This window comes from Parabacteroides merdae ATCC 43184 (assembly GCF_025151215.1).
In the GTDB taxonomy this organism is placed as follows: domain Bacteria; phylum Bacteroidota; class Bacteroidia; order Bacteroidales; family Tannerellaceae; genus Parabacteroides; species Parabacteroides merdae.
In genome coordinates, this window is sequence record NZ_CP102286.1 from 3137027 (window position 1) to 3155329 (window position 18303).

The 18303-nt window shown below is 44.6% G+C and carries 16 protein-coding genes; 3 read left to right on the forward strand and 13 right to left on the reverse strand.

The window, feature by feature from the left end; genetic code table 11:
* Positions 1-2: 2 nt before the first annotated feature.
* Both NQ542_RS13125 and NQ542_RS13130 read right to left on the reverse strand, forming a co-directional pair.
* Complete coding sequence (locus NQ542_RS13125) at positions 3-1739, reverse strand: M56 family metallopeptidase (protein WP_005633252.1); 1737 nt, start codon at positions 1737-1739, stop codon at positions 3-5.
* A gap of 20 nt (positions 1740-1759) precedes the next feature.
* Positions 1760-2122, reverse strand: coding sequence for a BlaI/MecI/CopY family transcriptional regulator (locus NQ542_RS13130; protein ID WP_005633254.1), 363 nt, complete (start codon positions 2120-2122; stop codon positions 1760-1762).
* A 608-nt stretch (positions 2123-2730) separates the two neighbouring features.
* Between NQ542_RS13130 and NQ542_RS13135 the strand changes: the two genes are divergently transcribed.
* The gene (locus tag NQ542_RS13135) at positions 2731-3621 is read left to right on the forward strand and encodes a glycerophosphodiester phosphodiesterase family protein (RefSeq protein ID WP_005649616.1); all 891 of its coding nucleotides are present in this window, start codon (positions 2731-2733) and stop codon (positions 3619-3621) included.
* Between the two features lie 250 nt (positions 3622-3871).
* Here NQ542_RS13135 and dprA read toward each other — a convergent pair whose 3' ends face one another.
* From dprA to NQ542_RS13175, 8 genes are all read right to left on the reverse strand, one after another.
* Complete coding sequence (dprA, locus tag NQ542_RS13140) at positions 3872-4987, reverse strand: DNA-processing protein DprA (RefSeq protein ID WP_005633257.1); 1116 nt, start codon at positions 4985-4987, stop codon at positions 3872-3874.
* Entirely contained in the window at positions 4984-5391 is a 408-nt protein-coding gene (locus NQ542_RS13145; protein WP_005633259.1) for an acyl-CoA thioesterase, read from the reverse strand. Before NQ542_RS13145 ends, dprA begins: the two co-directional genes overlap by 4 nt.
* Positions 5391-6662, reverse strand: a complete 1272-nt coding sequence (locus NQ542_RS13150; protein WP_005633262.1) for a peptidase U32 family protein — start codon at positions 6660-6662, stop codon at positions 5391-5393. The genes NQ542_RS13145 and NQ542_RS13150 overlap by 1 nt, the downstream gene beginning before the upstream one ends.
* Positions 6663-6704: 42 nt before the next feature.
* A complete protein-coding gene (locus NQ542_RS13155) occupies positions 6705-7901 on the reverse strand; it encodes a 6-bladed beta-propeller (protein WP_005633265.1) in 1197 nt (398 codons plus the stop codon).
* 66 nt (positions 7902-7967) lie between these two features.
* Positions 7968-9203, reverse strand: a complete 1236-nt coding sequence (locus tag NQ542_RS13160) for a tetratricopeptide repeat protein (RefSeq protein ID WP_005633266.1) — start codon at positions 9201-9203, stop codon at positions 7968-7970.
* 111 nt (positions 9204-9314) lie between these two features.
* The gene (locus tag NQ542_RS13165) at positions 9315-10283 is read right to left on the reverse strand and encodes a hypothetical protein (RefSeq protein WP_005649620.1); all 969 of its coding nucleotides are present in this window, start codon (positions 10281-10283) and stop codon (positions 9315-9317) included.
* 167 nt (positions 10284-10450) lie between these two features.
* Positions 10451-11083, reverse strand: coding sequence for a M48 family metalloprotease (locus NQ542_RS13170; RefSeq protein WP_005633270.1), 633 nt, complete (start codon positions 11081-11083; stop codon positions 10451-10453).
* Between the two features lie 13 nt (positions 11084-11096).
* Entirely contained in the window at positions 11097-11453 is a 357-nt protein-coding gene (locus NQ542_RS13175) for a BlaI/MecI/CopY family transcriptional regulator (RefSeq protein WP_005633273.1), read from the reverse strand.
* 159 nt (positions 11454-11612) lie between these two features.
* On the opposite strand from NQ542_RS13175, the gene dusB reads away from it, so the two are divergent.
* Positions 11613-12644, forward strand: a complete 1032-nt coding sequence (gene dusB, locus NQ542_RS13180) for a tRNA dihydrouridine synthase DusB (protein ID WP_005633275.1) — start codon at positions 11613-11615, stop codon at positions 12642-12644.
* A gap of 323 nt (positions 12645-12967) precedes the next feature.
* Here dusB and NQ542_RS13185 read toward each other — a convergent pair whose 3' ends face one another.
* The 3 genes from NQ542_RS13185 to NQ542_RS13195 are packed head-to-tail and all read right to left on the reverse strand — an operon-like array spanning position 12968 to position 16407.
* On the reverse strand, positions 12968-13723 hold the full coding sequence (locus NQ542_RS13185) for a succinate dehydrogenase/fumarate reductase iron-sulfur subunit (RefSeq protein ID WP_005633281.1): 756 nt from the start codon (positions 13721-13723) through the stop codon (positions 12968-12970).
* A gap of 27 nt (positions 13724-13750) precedes the next feature.
* Positions 13751-15694: a fumarate reductase/succinate dehydrogenase flavoprotein subunit gene (locus tag NQ542_RS13190; protein ID WP_005633282.1), complete on the reverse strand. Its 1944-nt coding sequence runs from the start codon at positions 15692-15694 to the stop codon at positions 13751-13753.
* 38 nt (positions 15695-15732) lie between these two features.
* Complete coding sequence (locus NQ542_RS13195) at positions 15733-16407, reverse strand: succinate dehydrogenase cytochrome b subunit (protein ID WP_005633284.1); 675 nt, start codon at positions 16405-16407, stop codon at positions 15733-15735.
* 259 nt (positions 16408-16666) lie between these two features.
* Between NQ542_RS13195 and NQ542_RS13200 the strand changes: the two genes are divergently transcribed.
* Positions 16667-17620: a DUF6807 domain-containing protein gene (locus tag NQ542_RS13200; protein WP_005633288.1), complete on the forward strand. Its 954-nt coding sequence runs from the start codon at positions 16667-16669 to the stop codon at positions 17618-17620.
* Positions 17621-18303 lie beyond the last annotated feature (683 nt).

Here is an 18303-nt window from a genome sequence, read left to right on the forward strand (position 1 = left end):
AATTACTGCAAACGGAAAGTAACCGGAACCGTATATTTTACGGCTACAGCCATATTGTTTTGTACGCCAGGATTCCATTTCGGCATTTCCCGGATCACCCGGACAGCCTCCCTGTCCAGCGAAGGATCGATTCCACGGATCACTTCAATATTTTTCAAACTTCCATCCGTGTCGACAACGAAAGAGCAAGAGACACGTCCTTGTATTCCATTCTCCTGAGCAATAGCCGGATATTTTATACGTGTTGCCAGATATTTCAACAACGAAGCCTGTCCACCCGGAAATTCCGGCATCTGTTGCACTACCGTAAAGACACGACCGGACGTATCGACTTCTTTAATCTGCCTCTGCACGATACGAGAGGATGCTTTTTTCTTTCCACCGGAAAGCCGGAAAGTTACCGGTACCGTATATTTGACATTAACCACTTTGCCCCGCTGTTTTCCAGGCGACCATACCGGCATGGAGTTTATCACACGCAAAGCCTCCTCATTCAGTTCCGGACTTACCCCACGAATCACTTCTGCCTCCGAGATAGCCCCGTCTTTTCCAACAACGAAAGAACAGCTAACCCGTCCCTCTATACCATTTTTAACGGCCGATTCCGGGTATCTGACATTCGTCGCCAGGAATTTCAGCAGAGCACCCTGTCCGCCAGGGAATTCCGGCATTACCTCCACAACGGTAAACACCTGGTTACGGGCACGTCTGGCAGCCTCAATTCCTTCCTCCGATAGCACATACTCCTCACGTTTTTCAGCAGGAGAAGCATCACCGACAAAAGGGAACGGCAAGATAGCCTCCGGTAGTAAGACATCGGCAAACGTGCTTTCCGTCAGTTCGTCCGTGATCCGGGCCAATGCATCGACATTGCTCAAAATCAGCAAGGTGCCCACAACCGGTATAAAAATCAGGTATTTCGTCCTCCCTATGCTCCGGGAACGTTTCTTATTCATCATGCTGATCCGATTTTTCAGATGCAGCATATTAAAGTTATTAGATAAAGAGGTCACCGATCTATTGGTATGTGCCAACCCCAAAAGGTGATATTGGTAGCTACGACTGTCATAGCCCGATTCAAGTACCGTATCATCCGCCAAATATTCCAGATTATGACGTACCTCTCTTTTCAACAGCCAGACAAACGGATTCACCCAACAGATGATACAAACCAATTCGCAAATAATCACGTCAATCGAATGCCACTGGCTGACATGCGTACACTCGTGTACCAAAATCTCATCGATCTCTTTCTCGGAATGGCTGTCGGGATGCAGAAATACCAGCCGGAAAAAAGAAAAAGGACCGGCCGGTTTATTCAACAGATGTACACGTACGTTACGGATCAAAGTCACTTCCGACCGCCGTGCCAGTAACAAGATGCTGCTCAACTGCACTAAAAAACGGAACGATAAGGCAATTACACCGCTCCAATAAAGATAAGAAATACCGGGAAGTAACAAATCATGCCAATTTGTTTGGGGAACATTGCCGGGGGTTATTGTCGTTTCGGGCAAAATGGCTGAATACATTTGTATGACTTCCACTATCGGCCCCTGCTCCCGGATCCAATCCTGAATATTCATCAGCGGATAAAGCAATGACACCCCGAAAAATGCCAACAAGATGGTACGGCGTAGTTTAAAGAAGGTGTCCTTATAAAAGAACAGCCGGTAGAAGGCATAAAGGAGTATAAAAGCTACATTTACCTTCAAGAAGTAGGCAAATTCCGGTGTCATGGCATTATGTATTTAACAGTTTATTCTCGTCCTTTTTCAATCATATCGATAATCTCTTTCAACTCATCGGTCGATATCTTCTGTTCTTTAGCAAAAAAGGAGACCATTTCCTTGTAAGAGTTCTCGAAATAGTTGTTCACCACACTTCCCATAAACGTCCGTTTATATTCCTCCTGTGGGATCAGCGGCCTGTATTCGTAAGTATTTCCGTAACGTTTCGCTTTCACGTATTTCTTACGTTCCAGATTCTTCACAATAGAAGCGAGTGTCGTATAAGGAGGCTTAGGCTCTTCATACTTCGCCAGGATGTCTTTGATAAAACACGGCTCGATCTGCCAGATCCAGCGCATTACATCCTCTTCCTGTCTTGTTAATCTTTCCATGTTTCTATATTATTTTTTACGATCGTATCGCAAATCTACGAATACATCGTAAATATGCAAGAAATAATGCGTTAATTTGTATTAACAATTAATAATCCATCATCTATTCGCTGCATGCGCCAAAAAGGAATTTATCTATAAGCAGCCACACCAAAACATCCCCCTATATTAATTAATGATTTTATATACTCCAAGGGGACACTTTTTAAGCATGGGATTTCACTTTTTCCGACGATAAAAAGTATTTGAATTAGCAGTTTTTACATGGAATCTGTATAGTTTATAAATAACCAACATTTTTTGACAAAATAGCTATTAGAGCTTAACATATATTATCCGTAAAAGGCTTGACAAACAAGCTTAGCTAGTGTATTTTTACATTGTGGTTTTTTCATAATAGTATTAGATTTAAGGTTAACAAAGTTGGTTAGGGGTTGTCGAGATGACAATCCTTAATTTTTTATATACCTGCCTCTTTCTTTGCACATCTTGTTGCCTGTCATATTTTCATGTTTTTATAGTGCTTTTATAGTACGCCACTGATAAAAAAGTCTTACTTTTAAGCCGCATAATTGACAAAGAATCTATATAAATACAATATCATGAAAATGCTATCTTTTATTTTGGTACTCCTTTTAGGGGGGTTTATGCCTGCCGGGAATCTTTTGGCTTCAGACAAAGAACAAAATCCTCATTACATTACTGTGAAGAACAGCCGGGATCTACAAGCCTATTTCCGGTATGCTCCCGATCGCCCGATTGTAATCAGTGGACATCGTGGTGGAATGCTAGACGGCTATCCGGAGAACTGCATCGAATCATTCGAAAAGACCCTGTCCTATATGGAATCGTTTTTCGAGATAGATCCGCGTTTGACAAAAGACGGGATAATCGTATTGATGCACGACGAAACCATCGACCGGACAACTACCGGGAAAGGAAAGGTTTCAGATTACACTTATGCAGAACTGCAACAATTCAATCTGGTGGACCGAAACGGCAACGTGACAGCCTTCAAAATTCCAACTTTAAAAGAATGCCTGGAATGGAGCAAAGGCAAAACAATCCTGAATTTGGATATCAAGGATGTACCTTTAGAAGTTATGGCTGATTTTATAGAAACAGAAAAGCCTGTTAACGTCATGTACACGGTACATAACGCCAGTCAAGCCCGCTATTATCTCGACCGGAAACCGGATGCGATGTTTTCTTGCTGGTGTAAGAATCGGGAAGAATTCGATAATTATGAAAAAGCCGGCATCCCCTGGAAACAGGTAATGGCTTATGTAGGCCCGAAGATGAAGCCTGAACAGCAACCACTGTATGACGCTCTGCACCGTAACGGAGTCATGTGCATGATTTCCGTTGCTCCGACACATGATCGCGCGAAAACGGAAACAGAGAAAACCGCCGGTTACCGGTCAGAGATCAGCACTCGTCCCGACGTGATCGAAACGGACTATCCGTACCTGTTTCAAGGACTCGATTTAACAAAATAACGCAGTTTAAAGGACTCTTTATAGCCGATTAAAATCTTTTTGCTATTTATGCTCATCTGATTAACAAGTATTAGCAACAAAATGCTTGACAAACGCTCTTGACGAGAGTATCTTTGCAATGTGGTTTTTTCATAATAGTATTAGATTTAAGGTTAACAAAGTTGGTTAGGGGTTGTCGTGAGACAGCCTTTAATTGTTTATAGAGGTTCCGTTTCTTCTCCCACATACAAATCGTATACGAAAAAGCCGGTCAGGACAGCTTATAGAGATTTCCCGGCAACGCTTTTACCTTCCCGTTTATTTCCAGTTCGAACAATAGCATAGAGAGTTGATGTACCGGTATCTCCAACACTGAGGCAAGCTCGTTGATATGAATCTCATTCCGCGTTCGCATAATGGCTAAAACCGGATTTTGTTCCGAGGTGAATGTTTCCGCTTCGGCGAAAAACAACTCCGTTTGAACGGGAGTAGCCCCAGCTTGGATATCCCAACAAAGAGCGGAGAGCAGATCGTCCGCAGAAGTGATCAGGCCGGCTTTATTTTGTCGGATCAAATTGTTGCATCCTTTGGAATGGCTGTCACCGACACGCCCTGGAAAGCTATAGACATCCCGGCCATAAGAGAATGCAATATCGGCAGTTACCAAAGAGCCTCCTTTTTCTGCCGATTCAACCACGATCGTACAATCCGAGATTCCGGCGACAATCCGGTTCCTCCGGAGGAAATTTGGACGGTCTGGTTCTGTACCGCTGGGAAAATCGGTCAACAGACCGCCCGATTCCAGCATTTCGACAGCCGTATTCCGATGGCAGGAAGGATAGATACGATCCAAGCCATGCGCCAGCACAGCAACAGTCGGAAGTCGGTTGTACAAAGCGTTCCGGTGAGCACAGATATCGATGCCGTAAGCCAATCCACTCACGACCAACAAGTCCGGGATCACTTTTGCCAAGTCTTTTATAAGGGATTCGGTAAGCTCCCGACCATATTCGGTCGCGTTGCGAGTACCCACAATACTGATGATACGGGTCGCATCAAGGTTAGTATTTCCCTTAAAATAGAAAAGTATAGGGGCATCCGGACATTCTCTCAAGCGCACCGGATAATCTGTATCAGTCAGATAATAACAGGAAATATTGTTTTTCTCGATAAAAGCCAACTCTTTTTCCGCCCGTTGCAAGATTTCCGGGCGTTTGATTTCGGCAGCAATATTGCTGCCGATACCAGGGATCCTTCCTAACAACTGTTGCTTTTCAGTAAACACAGCCTCTGCTTCTCCCAAAGCCTGCAGGAGATGACGCGCCAGGATATCTCCCACGCCGTTTATCATAGTAAGGCCGATTTGGTAAATCCGTTTGTCAGTCATGTATGTTCTATTCTTTTTAGCATTTCGTCGAAATATTCACCGCGTGTCAACTTTCCGTTCTCAACGATAACCGACTCGACGATTCCTTTCGTCGCCAATGCATTGTCAGAAGCCCTATATATATCCTGCTCGAATACGAGCTTGACTCCTTTTTTATAGGCATTGAGGCAAGAGATATAGCTGTCGCCGCTCTTGAGCGAGGTCTTATACTGGATTTCTACCCGCGATACAAATCCGTCAACCCCTTTTTCGTGCATCTTTCCGAAGTTCTCGCCAAGCGACTCCAAGAATTCATGCCGAGTATGTTCCATATAATGCTGATAATTGGAGTTGTTGACCACTCCTTGCAGGTCGCATTCGTAGTCACGGACCTTGTCTGTCAGTTTAAAAATATACTCTTTCATTATTCAAATACCTTTTCAAGTTGAACCTTTTCCATTTTATACAATCGGTCAGACGGCCGAATCTTCTCGTTCACCTTGAGAGAGAACCGTTCACCTTTAACGGTCTCGTCCACCGGCTTCAAGTCCACACGGATTTCTTCTATCGTCTGCATAACCGCACCCGTTGTCGGTCCGGTAATCAGGATCTCATCACCCACTTTCAGGTTACCGGATTCCATTTCGAACTCCGCCACGCCGATCTTGTCGAAATATTTGATTCCTTTGGCAACATACACTTTCTTCTTAGTCGCGCCGGAGCCATATTTGCTACTCCACTCACCCAACCGTTGCCCCAAATAATAGCCATCCCAGAATCCTCGGTTGAACACACTGCGCAGGCGTTCGTCCCAAGCGGCAACTTTCTTTTCATCGAACGTGCCATTGCAATAGGCACGCACAGCTTCCTTATAGCATTCGGTCACCAGGCGGACATATTCGGGACCGCGGGCACGTCCTTCGATCTTGAATACCCGTACACCTGCATCCATCATCTTATTCATGAAATGAATTGTCTTAAGGTCTTTAGGCGACATAATATACTGGTTTTCGATATCCAGTTCGATATTGCTGTCTTTATCTTTTACCGAATAAGCACGCCGACAAATCTGCATGCAAGCTCCCCGGTTGGCGGAAGCGTTCATTTCGTGCAGGCTCAGGTAACATTTACCGGAAACGGCCATACAGAGAGCTCCGTGGGCAAACATTTCGATACGGATCAGTTCTCCTTTCGGTCCCGTAATCTGCTGGTCGACGATCTGCCGATAGATTTCATGCACCTGTTTCAAATTCAGCTCACGCGCCAAGACGACAACATCAGCAAAACGGGCATAGAATTTCAGTGCTTCCGCATTGGAAATGTTGAGCTGTGTGGAAAGATGCACCTCCTGTCCGATGCTGTTGGCATAGTTCATAGCTGCCACATCGGCCGCAATGATCGCTGAAACTTCCGCCTCCTTCGCCGCATCGATAATCTCGCGCATCAGAGGCAGGTCTTCCCCATAAATAACCGTATTGACGGTCAAATAGCTCTTAATACCGTGCTCACGACAAAGCGCAACGATCTTGCGCAAATCGTCTGTCGTAAAGTTATTGGAAGAGCGCGAACGCATATTCAATCCTTCGATACCGAAATAGATAGAATCGGCTCCCCCTTGGATAGCCGCCATCAGTGATTCGTACGAACCGACAGGCGCCATTATTTCAAAATCTTTCTCGTTCAAGTTCTTATACATTTACTGGTTCGTTCGCAAAGGTAGGAATAATATCCGAGAAGATCAGCGCAAATGATAAATCGTGATGAGCGGATTTGAATCTTCCGTTATCTGTTGCAGGACCAGATGCTTCTTGAGATCAGGATATTTCTCTTTGAGATATTCGATTTCCACGGCTGTATTAAACTGTACCATTTGTTTTTTGCCGGGATAAGACAGGTAAGGCCAGATAGGAAGACCGTTGTCTTTCGTATTTCGGAAGCCTATTCCTGCCAGCGTCCAGTTGTTTTTGAATAATTCCTGGGCATTAAGCGGAGAAGTTTCACGTTTCAACTCACCGGTAGCCTTATCCAAGCCGTACAAATAGAATTTGGATTGGTTGGAACCTTCGAAACATTTAACGAAGTAATGCCGGGGTGTCTCAAAGAAGCTGAAGACGCTATATTTCCCGTCTACCGCCTCATTACCGGTTTTGGAAGAGCGCATTTCTTTTTCTTCCTCGACAGAATATCCCGTGTTGATAAGAAAAGCCGGAGCGATATTTCTTGCATTTACATCCCAGACCGTGTCTATCCCTTCCGAATAGCATAGTATGCCGTCCTTACTGCCGCTGAATATCCAACCTTTCAGGCTCGTTTCTTCCAACGGCATCAGATCCATATCCCCGATCGTATGCCGGAATGCGATCGTATCGTCTGTGCCCCAATTAAAGACTCCGAGACTGAACATGCCCGGCGTGTTCATGGGAACATACATCCTCCCTAATTCCGCCATCGTATTCGGGCCAACAGAGAATTGGTACGAGTAAGGGCGCGGATTCTCTATCTTTTTGATAAATTCTCCATCAAAGGAGTAGAAAGAGGTGGAGAAGTATTCGCTGACACAGAAGAGGCGGTTCTCTTCGTCTACGGTTAGCGAAATGATCTGTCCGGTTTCTCCCGGCCCGTTTCCTGTTTTAGCGATGCAGCGCAAGTACTTCCCTTTCCGGTCGAACTGCAAGACACCGTCCTGACGGGTAGAATAGACGAAGATATATTCGTCTGAAACACACAGATCCAATACGTCTGCGATCAGGGATTCATCCGTTAGTTCCAACGGAACATATTCGATGGATTCGATTTCGTCTGCAATCTCTACTTGATCGAAAGCAAAACTTGTTGCTGTCAGATCGATCCGGGGGAGTTCTCCGGCGGGTTGTTTGGATTCGCATCCGGTAAAAGTGGCAATGGCTGTCATAAGCCCGAACAACATCTTTTTCATACGCTTTTTTTAGACAAAAGTAGAAGATACGGCTATTTCCCCGGTTTCACATCAGTTCACATCTGCTTAAAAATCACGAATAAAGGAATCACACAGCTCAGGAGTGCCCTTTTCACCTGTGATTTTCTGGTACAGGCGTACGCGGCGCATCGAAATCGCCTGGTTCGTGCAGCAAAGGAGCATGGCGGCAGTAGAAGGGGGAACTTCCATTTTGATCAGGCAGCACATGCGCCATTCCTGTTCGCTCAACTTTGGTATTTTCCTTTTCAGCCGTTCCCGGAAATCCGGATAGGTCCGGTTGAAAGCTTGCAACAATTCTTCCCAGTCTTTGGGAACCGGTTTCCATTCTTCTTTTCGGTGGAAGCGCAGGTAGATTTCTGAAGAAAAGAAATCTGTTTCGGACAGGGAAACGACATTTCTTTTCTGCCGGTAGCGGGAATATCCCCAGATTCCGGTACTGCAAGAGACAAGTAGCGTGACCCAGACATATATTTGTTCTTTTTGTGCCTTTTGGCTATCGGTTAAACGTTTTTCCCATTCTTTCTGTTCCGAGGTACGAAGGAGTTGGGTAATTTGATTTTGTTCTTTTTCCTGTCGCAGGACGGATAAGTGATGGAGGTAGCTTTTGTGGTAGAAATCAGCTTGCAGGCTGTCTCCACGGCTTTGGGCGATGCGGGACAGGGCAGCATACAGATGCGGGTGGGAAGGGGGGACCTGACTTAAACTCTTTTCGGCTTCGTCCAATTTTCCCAAAGTAATCTGCAAATCAGCCAAAGCCAGACATACTTCTGCTTTCTCTTTCGGGAAAATCGTTTGTTCCAACTCCGTTTTTAATAAAGTTTCAGCCTCTTTATTGCTTCCATTCTGTTGCAATATCTTTGCCTGTTTTATCCGACATCCAGCCATTTCATAATAGTGAAAGGCACTGTCTGCTTGTCCGGACAAGGTATACATATCCCCTATTTCCCGGTAAAGTTCCAGCCGTAGCGAATCGCAGGCAGGACTTTTGATATAGCTTAATGCTTTTTTCTCACTTTGTAGTGCCTTTTGTTTTAAAGATTGATACCGATAGATTTTTCCCATTTCCAGGTAGGCAAGGGAAAAGACGGTGCTGTCTTTCTCCTTCTCCGCCAATTTGATTGCCTGTTGATAGGTTTCCAATGCCGGAAGAAATTGCAATCTTTCCCCATAGAAAGCAGCCTGTCGAAGGAGCTCTCCGGCGGTGACAATCTCTTTTTGTTCGGTAGAAGAACAGGCGGTGAAAAAGCAAATGAAAAAGAGTATCTTTACATTGTGTATCATCTGAATCCTTCTTTTGAAGGAGTAAAGATAATAATATTCCTCTCCGTTTACCCCCTGGAGCAGGTTTTGTAAACGGAGAGGATGATAAATAGATAATCCGTGTTTCTGATTTTAATCGACGAATTGCAGGATCTCGTATTGGACAGGGTAATTGATTTTCTTTTTCAGTTCTTGCTTAACCGTTTCCAACAGGTCTTTGGGAGTACTTTTGTTAATCTTTATACTTACTTTCGTAATATTGTCCTTGTAAATCTTGTCTATGCGTTGTCCGAGATTGGCTCCCGGTTTGGCATGGCGATCGTATAAAACGAACTGTTGGTCCGGCTGCCCGTCCCGGTAACTGAAAATAACCTGTCCGGCAGGAGGTGGGGGAGGTGGAGCCGCAGCATCTCCGATCTTGAAAATATTCATGTTGATTTCGCTTGTCAATCCTTTTTTGTCCAACAAGTTTTTTAATTTCTCCATTTCTTGTCTGGATACTTTCGGATTTTCAGGTTGGAGAATTAAGGAAGCTGATTTGGATATCTTATCCAGCCTCGGATCATTCTGGTTTGCACTAAACTTACTGATGCTTAGTGCTGCGACAATCTTTTTATTCTGAATCAGATAAACCACATCGTCATATTTGCGGTAAGGTTTGGCAACATCATCCATGATAGTATTCGGAACAGTCATGTCGATCTTGCATTTAATATCTCTTTCTTCCAAAACATCTTTTACTGTTTCCAGATAAGAAGCCGGGATATCGTCGAAGGCCGGATTAACAGTAACTTCCAGGGCGTTCTTGAATTGTCCCTCCGCTACTCGTGTTCTGATTCTGTCCAGAGTTTTGCATACAATACTGTTCAGATCCTCCGAACCCGATTCTTTGTAGGTGAGGAAAACTGCATGATCCTGTTGCATCGTTTCCTGATTTACCGTACTTTTGTTAATCGATAGATGAATGTTGTCGGTCATTGTCGCTGCCGGCGGCGGACTTGTTTCCGGACGGGCGAATGCACTTAAGGCCGCGAAGCCTACCGGGACCAGGAGCGCAAGCTTCAACCGGGCCCAATTGTTTGATTTCTTTTTTAACATCATAGTAATACGTTTTTTAATTTTACTGTGATTGAAGCTGTTGGCAAGAGTGTAGAGGCTGGAGCCGACAGCTTTTTTCACGAGTAATAGTTGATATTTTGTTGCATCGATGCCTTGACTGAGTACGCCTTTATCCGCCTGGTATTCGTGTATGCCCCGTAATTCCCTTTTTAATAACCATACGGCAGGATTAAACCATTGCAGAAGAAGAATCGTTTCATATAGATCAGATCGACCGAATGGTTATAGCGGAGGTGCATTTTTTCGTGCATGAGGATTTCGTTCGGATGGTTCCGGTAATCGTTTTCCGAAAGGAATATATAACGTCCCCAACTGAAAGGGGATACGGGATCGGGAGTCAGGATTAACGTGTATTTCCCCTGTTTTAGTTTCCTGTTTTTTCTTGTTAGTTGATACATTTTTCCGAATGACAGAATCGTTGTGGTCAGGCAGATACCACTGCCTGTTAGAAAAGCAATCCCGATAATTCCCGTCCAGGGAACAGATATATTTCTCTGCTCTGTCGGAATCGTAATTTCTTCTTTGCTTTCCGGAACAGGAAACGCTTTCATCTCTTCTTCATAGAAAACTATCTCCAGTTGGCTGACTGGCCGGCTAAGAGGAAAAGGCCGGGCTGTTTGGATCCGGCAAAGTGGCAGCAACATGCAAACTCCTGTCCCTACCAGTAATATCCAGCGGTTGAACCGGAAAAACGTGTCGTTACTGAATAATGCCTTGAAACAGACATAAAAGACTGTCAGGCAAATACCAGATTTTAATATGTATAGAAGAAAAGCGTCCATAAGCGTTGGTTTTTTATTTGTTTTTTATCTGCTGGATCAGCTTCTGTAACTCGTCGATCGTGAGCACCTCTTCTTCTATCAGCGTCGAAACGACACGGGTGTACGAGTTGTCATAATATTTGCTGATCACCTGTTTCAAGGAATTACGCCGGTATTCGTCTTCCGATACCAGTGCATAGTATTGGTGCGTATTACCGTATACCTTGTATCCGATATATCCTTTTTCTTCCAATGAGCGGACAATCGTGGACAAGGTGTTATAATGCGGCTTAGATTCTTCCTGTAAGTCGAGTAGTTCGCGAACGAACAGGGGGCCTTTCGCCCAAAAGTAGCCCAATATTTCTTCTTCTTTTGATGTTAATCTAACCATAATCCGTTTTTTGTTAGAGGAATGCACAAATACAACTATATTATTTAGTAACACAACTATATCATATAGTTATTTTACTATATTTTTTAGTAGATATCCTTTTATCCCTGTTTTTAGCAGGAAATCAGTACCTTTGTCCCCGTCATTGATAATATAAATATGAAAATAGGTACAATAGATTTAGGCGAACGCCCCGTCTTCTTAGCTCCGATGGAAGACGTTACAGATATTTCTTTCCGGTTGATGTGCAAACGTTTTGGTGCCGATATGGTTTATACCGAATTCGTTTCAGCAGACGCCCTAATCCGCAGTGTAAATAAAACACAGCAAAAGCTGAATGTGGCGGATGAAGAACGTCCGGTCGCCATACAAATATATGGCCGTGATGTTCCGACAATGGTCGAAGCCGCGCAAATTTGCGAAGCCGCTCATCCGGACATTCTCGATATCAATTTCGGTTGCCCTGTCAAACGAGTGGCAGGCAAAGGAGCAGGCGCCGGCATGCTGCGCAATATTCCACTGATGCTGGACATCACCCGTGAAGTCGTCAAAGCGGTGAACATCCCTGTCACCGTAAAAACCCGCTTGGGCTGGGATGCCGACAACCGGATCATCGTAGACTTGGCCGAACAGCTACAGGATTGCGGTATCGCAGCCCTTTCCATCCACGGACGTACCCGGGCACAGATGTACACAGGAGAGGCAGACTGGACACTGATCGGTGAAGTAAAAAACAATCCCCGTATACAAATTCCCATCATCGGCAATGGCGATGTGACTTCCGCCGAAATCTGCAAACAACGTTTCGAACAATATGGCGTGGATGCCGTTATGATTGGCCGGGGCAGCATAGGCCGCCCCTGGATTTTCAGAGAAGTGAGGCATTATCTGGATACAGGCGAGACATTGCCTGCCGAATCTTTTTCATGGTATCTGGACATACTGAAAAAGCAGGTGGAACAAAGCGTGGAACGTTTGGATGAGCGCCGGGGAATTCTCCACATTCGCCGCCATTTGGCTGCAACTCCGCTGTTTAAAGGTATTGCAGACTTCAAGCAGACACGCGTCGCCATGCTACGTGCGGAAACAGTGGAAGCATTATTCGACATTCTGGATTCCATCCCCGACAAATTTCATACAGGATACGGATTTCAAAGCGACTCTCAAGTGTCAGAATCGATCGATTGTTGATATAATAACAGTGTGAATCCGCACACAGTGTCAATTTTAAAACAAAAAGTAGCAAATTTGCAATAAAATGTAATTACAAACTCTTGCGTATTCAGTAAATATACTTTATATTTGCAGTGAGTTTTTTTCATAGTATTTTAGATCTAAGGTTAACAAAGTCTTTGCAGAGAGGGAATCGAGAGACTGTTTCACTGGAAAGCAACAAAAAAGCCGCATCCACTTTTATTATAGGGAGTGCGGCTTTTTTGTGGGTTTGAACGAACATAAAGAAAGCCCGTTGCCATTGGCGACGGGCTTTTCCATATACATACATATATAATGTATTAGTCTTGTAACTTAGCAGAGATGAACTCGCGGTTCAAGCGAGCGATGTTGCTAACGGAGATGTTCTTCGGACATTCCATTTCGCAAGCGCGAGTGTTCGTACAGTTACCAAAGCCCAGTTCATCCATCTTAGCAACCATTGCTTTTGCACGACGAGCAGCTTCCACCTTACCCTGAGGCAAAAGAGCCAGCTGGCTAACCTTTGCAGAGACGAACAGCATAGCTGAACCGTTCTTACAAGCAGCAGCACAAGCACCGCAGCCGATACAAGCAGCAGCATCCATAGCCAAATCCGCATCAGCCTTAGAAATAGGAATTGCATTAGCATCAGGAACCCCACCTGTGTTTACAGAAACGAAACCACCTGCCTGGATAATCTTATCATAAGCATAACGGTCTACCATCAAGTCGCGGATTACCGGGAAACCAGCAGAACGCCACGGCTCGATCGTAATCGTCTCACCATCATTGAAACGGCGCATATAGAGCTGACAGGTTGTTGCACCTGTTGCCGGTCCGTGCGGATGTCCGTTTACATACAATGAACACATACCGCAGATACCTTCACGGCAGTCGTGGTCGAATACGATAGGTTCTTTGCCTTCGCTAACCAAACGTTCATTCAAAATGTCTAACATTTCCAAGAAAGAAACACTCTGATTGATTTTGTCGATTTGGTAAGTCTCAAACTGTCCTTTATCTTTCGGACCTTTCTGACGCCAAACTTTAAGTGTTACCTTTATATCTTTATCCATGATTCTAATTTTTGTGATTGATGATTATTACTTCTTGTAGTTACGTGTTTGAGGAACAACGAACTGATAGTTCAAATCTTCCTTCAGCATAACCGGGTCTTTGTCTTCACCCTGGTATTCCCAACAAGAGACGTACATGAACTTATCGTCATGACGCATAGCTTCGCCTTCTTCGGTCTGATGTTCCGTACGGAAGTGACCACCACAAGATTCTGCACGGTCTAACGCATCGTGTGCCATCAACGCACCGATTTCGATAAAGTCAGCCAAACGCAATGCCTTGTCCAATTCCACGTTCAAGCTATTGGCCTCACCCGGAATGAATACATTGCTCCAGAATTCCTTCTTCAGGTCTTTCAACATTTGGATAGCTTCTTTCAAGCCTTCCGCGTCGCGTGCCATACCGACGTGTTCCCACATGATATGTCCCAGCTTACGGTGGATAGAATCGACTGTTTCTTTACCCTTCACGTTCATCAACTTCGCGATACGGGCGTTAATAGCCTTTTCTGCTTCCACAAATTCAGGCAGGTCAGTGCTAAAGCGCGGAACCTGGATCTGGTCAGACAGATAGTTCTGGATCGTGTAAGGCAATACGAAGTAACCATCGGCCAATCCCTGCATCAAAGCAGAAGCACCCAGACGGTTAGCGCCGTGGTCAGAGAAGTTGGCTTCACCAATTGCGAACAGCCCCGGAATAGAAGTCATCAATTCATAGTCTACCCACAAACCACCCATTGAGTAGTGCAATGCAGGATAAATCATCATCGGAGTTTCGTACGGATCATCGTTCGTGATCTCTTCGTACATATCGAACAGGTTACCATATTTCTGTTTAACCACTTCCTTACCCAGACGGTTGATAGCATCGGAGAAATCCAGGAATACAGCCAAGCCCGTGCTATTTACACCGAAACCGGCATCACAACGTTCTTTAGCGGCACGTGAAGCCACGTCACGAGGAACCAAGTTACCGAATGCCGGATAACGACGTTCCAGATAGTAGTCGCGATCTGCTTCAGGAATATCCTTTCCCTTTTTTGTTCCGGCCTGCAATGCCTTCGCATCTTCCAGCTTCTTCGGAACCCAGATACGGCCGTCGTTACGCAGTGATTCTGACATCAAAGTCAGCTTAGACTGGAAGTCACCTTTCACCGGCACACAAGTCGGGTGGATCTGCACCATACAAGGATTAGCAAAGTAAGCCCCTTTCTTGTAGCACTGCCATGCAGCAGAACCGTTAGACGCCATCGCGTTAGTAGACAAGAAGAATGTATTTACATAACCACCTGTCGCAACAACGACTGCGTGAGCGGCAAAACGTTCGATCTTACCGGTAATCAAATTACGGGCAATAATACCGCGAGCACGTCCGTCAACCTTCACAACATCCAGCATTTCATGGCGTGTGTACATCTTCACCTTTCCCAAACCAATCTGACGACTCAATGCAGAGTAAGCACCCAACAGCAGCTGCTGTCCGGTCTGACCACGAGCATAGAACGTACGGGATACCTGAGCACCCCCGAATGAGCGGTTATCCAACAGACCACCATATTCGCGAGCGAATGGTACACCCTGTGCTACGCACTGGTCGATAATAGAGTTTGACACTTCAGCCAAACGATAGACGTTTGCTTCGCGGGCACGGTAGTCACCACCTTTGATTGTATCGTAGAACAGACGATAAACCGAGTCACCATCATTCTGATAATTCTTTGCCGCATTGATACCGCCCTGTGCAGCGATAGAGTGTGCACGACGGGGAGAGTCCTGAATACAGAAATTCAATACATTGAATCCCATTTCAGCCAGAGAGGCAGCAGCAGAAGCACCCGCCAGACCAGTACCTACTACAATTATGTCCAAACGACGTTTGTTTGCGGGATTCACCAATTTCTGGTGATTTTTATAATTTGTCCACTTCTCAGCCAACGGGCCTTGAGGAATTTTAGAATCTATTTGAGTCATAATGTTTTATTTTCAAATTGAAAAAATAATATCCGAAATTAAGCACCTACACCGTTCAGGTAGAAGATAACTGTGATAACAGCGAATAAGCCACAAATAATAGTGGCAACCCATTTAGAGATACATTCCCAACGGCTTAACCAAACGGTATTGTTCCAGCCAATTGTGTGAATCGCAGACCAGAAACCGTGAGTCAGGTGAAACCACAGAGCAACGAACCAGATCAGATACAACACCGTATTCACAACATTGCCCTGGAAGTAGAAATTGATAAACGCTGCACCATCCTGCGGATGAATGTCACCATGAATACCTGCCAGTTCGGCAAACATCATGTTGTACCAGAACTGAGTAAAGTGCAGAACCATGAACAGGATAACGATCACACCCAAAACAAACATGTTCTGAGAAGCCCATTCAACACCTTTCGGACGAGCGTTGATGGCATAACGGTCGTTACCGCGAGCCTTACGATTCTGCAGAGTCAAGATAATAGCATACACGAAGTGCACGACTACACCTGCAGCCAACACCAATGTACCGAGCAAAGCATACCAGTTAGAACCCAGCAAACCGCAAATCACGTTATACGCTTCACCAGAAAATACTGCCGCAATGTTCATACATAAGTGGAACACCAAGAACAGAATGAGAAAAAGACCTGATATACTCATTATCAGCTTCTTCCCGATAGAAGAATTAAGTAACCACATAAGATAATAATTTAAGTTATTTAATTGTATTTAGAAATTTCCTCCAATCTATGGTTATTATCGTGCAAAGGTATGCTAAATCCCCATATCACGCAAACGATTAAAGAAATATTTCATCAATTAGAACGCTGCTTGCTGGCTGGTTTTATTTGCATCAGATATCACAAACGGATTGTGCGAAACGAAAAAATTTCGTTTTTTTGTAGCCGATACAGGCAAGGTCTTGCCGGATAACTGATTATTATTTAATTGTCATATTATGAAAACTGCTATTTTTTCTATTGGTGTTTTTTTGATTTCTCTGTTCTTAGGCTCTTGTCAGCCTTCCGAAACATCCTGTTCCGTCGTCGACACGGGGAAAACCTTAGACTATAAGATAGGAGATAAACTGTTGTTCTCTTACAACTATACCACGGTTTACCCAGCCCCTGGCGTTGACTCGGTCTATAAACGCAGCGGTTTCATCCATCCTTTGAAGACATTGGGAGGCGAAGTGATGACCAATTGTTCTCCCGCCGACCATTACCATCATTTCGGTTTGTGGTATGCCTGGACGAAAACCACGTTCGAAGGAAACGAGATCGATTTCTGGAATCTCCACAAAAAACAAGGAACAGTTCGCTTCCGCAACTTCGAACACGTATCCGACAACGGTTTTGTTGCGACACTGGACCATGTGGTCTACCCCGATTCTCCCGCAGAAAAAGTAGCAATGAACGAACGCCTGGAGATCAACATCGGGACAACATCCTTACCAGGTTATTACATCGACTATCATACCACTATCCGCCTCGCCAGCCCCAGCCCGATCACCATGGAAGCTTACCGTTATGGCGGCATATGCATCCGTACGCGCGAAGACTGGAACGATCAGACAGCCGAAATGCTCACCTCGGAAGGCCTTTCCCGCGACGAAGCTGACGGTTCGAGAGCCCGTTGGTGCTACTACCAAGGGAAAGCCGGAAACGAAAAGGCCTGTATCCTAATCGTTGCCTCCCCTTCCAACCTAAACTATCCTGAGCCCTTACGCGTATGGGACAAAACTGTCAACAAGCCTGCCGGTGACGTCATGTGGAATTTCTCACCGACCAAGCAGAAGGCATTCACATTGGAACCCGGTAAAGAACTGAGCCTGTCTTACCGCATTTATGTATTGGACAAGAACATCAACGCTACTACGGCAGAAGTGCTGTCCGATTTCGAACGTGATTGAATTTCTACTAAAACAAACTGACAATTTGCAGGGCAAGGTAAACAAGAAAAGGAAAAAGGGCTTGTTCTCCTATATCATCAAAGACAAGGCTCTTTTATGTAAATACAGCTACAAATCAATGAAAAACACGTAATAAAACTTACCCAACACCCCCATGTATCCGCCCCCGACACCCGGATCTATAAGAGCGTAAGATCCGGGTGTCGGGGGCGGATACATGGGGGTGTTGATAAAATTGTCTCCCTACTTTTACCTTAAAATGCTTGGAGTTTATTCATTTAAAACAGATAGATGAGCGATTACAGATAGTGATAGAAGCGTGATATATAAAACAGGTATCTATCACTTCAGATACGCACTGATTATCAAGACTCACACGACATTTAGTGATAGAGTGACAGATGTTCATGAAAAAACATCCTAGAAATCACCCCATCCCGACTACTGAGCTTCAATAAAGTTGCACTAAAATTAGATAAATTAACACAGGCATTGTATTTCATTGCCTATTGCCCTTTTCCCAGTTTTTCGACAGATACAAAATCATGTTCTGTGCTGATGAGAATATGCATAACCACAAAACTTTCAGACAAATATGCAATATTATAAAAATAAGATTATTTTTTGACCACCCATGCACAGAAAGAGATATAAGTTCTATCAGAACTATGGTTTTTAATTAT

Bases quoted from the DNA above. Each gene is read 5' to 3' on its own strand.
- NQ542_RS13175 (WP_005633273.1), bottom strand. From the start codon at position 11,453: ATGGTTAGATTAACATCAAAAGAAGAAGAAATATTGGGCTACTTTTGG.
- NQ542_RS13155 (WP_005633265.1), bottom strand. From the start codon at position 7,901: ATGAAAAAGATGTTGTTCGGGCTTATGACAGCCATTGCCACTTTTACC.
- NQ542_RS13185 (WP_005633281.1), bottom strand. From the start codon at position 13,723: ATGGATAAAGATATAAAGGTAACACTTAAAGTTTGGCGTCAGAAAGGT.
- dusB (WP_005633275.1), top strand. From the start codon at position 11,613: ATGAAAATAGGTACAATAGATTTAGGCGAACGCCCCGTCTTCTTAGCT.
- NQ542_RS13165 (WP_005649620.1), bottom strand. From the start codon at position 10,283: ATGATGTTAAAAAAGAAATCAAACAATTGGGCCCGGTTGAAGCTTGCG.
- NQ542_RS13160 (WP_005633266.1), bottom strand. From the start codon at position 9,203: ATGATACACAATGTAAAGATACTCTTTTTCATTTGCTTTTTCACCGCC.
- NQ542_RS13150 (WP_005633262.1), bottom strand. From the start codon at position 6,662: ATGTATAAGAACTTGAACGAGAAAGATTTTGAAATAATGGCGCCTGTC.
- NQ542_RS13200 (WP_005633288.1), top strand. From the start codon at position 16,667: ATGAAAACTGCTATTTTTTCTATTGGTGTTTTTTTGATTTCTCTGTTC.
- NQ542_RS13170 (WP_005633270.1), bottom strand. From the start codon at position 11,083: ATGGACGCTTTTCTTCTATACATATTAAAATCTGGTATTTGCCTGACA.
- NQ542_RS13145 (WP_005633259.1), bottom strand. From the start codon at position 5,391: ATGAAAGAGTATATTTTTAAACTGACAGACAAGGTCCGTGACTACGAA.
- dprA (WP_005633257.1), bottom strand. From the start codon at position 4,987: ATGACTGACAAACGGATTTACCAAATCGGCCTTACTATGATAAACGGC.
- NQ542_RS13195 (WP_005633284.1), bottom strand. From the start codon at position 16,407: ATGTGGTTACTTAATTCTTCTATCGGGAAGAAGCTGATAATGAGTATA.
- NQ542_RS13130 (WP_005633254.1), bottom strand. From the start codon at position 2,122: ATGGAAAGATTAACAAGACAGGAAGAGGATGTAATGCGCTGGATCTGG.
- NQ542_RS13125 (WP_005633252.1), bottom strand. From the start codon at position 1,739: ATGACACCGGAATTTGCCTACTTCTTGAAGGTAAATGTAGCTTTTATA.
- NQ542_RS13190 (WP_005633282.1), bottom strand. From the start codon at position 15,694: ATGACTCAAATAGATTCTAAAATTCCTCAAGGCCCGTTGGCTGAGAAG.
- NQ542_RS13135 (WP_005649616.1), top strand. From the start codon at position 2,731: ATGCTATCTTTTATTTTGGTACTCCTTTTAGGGGGGTTTATGCCTGCC.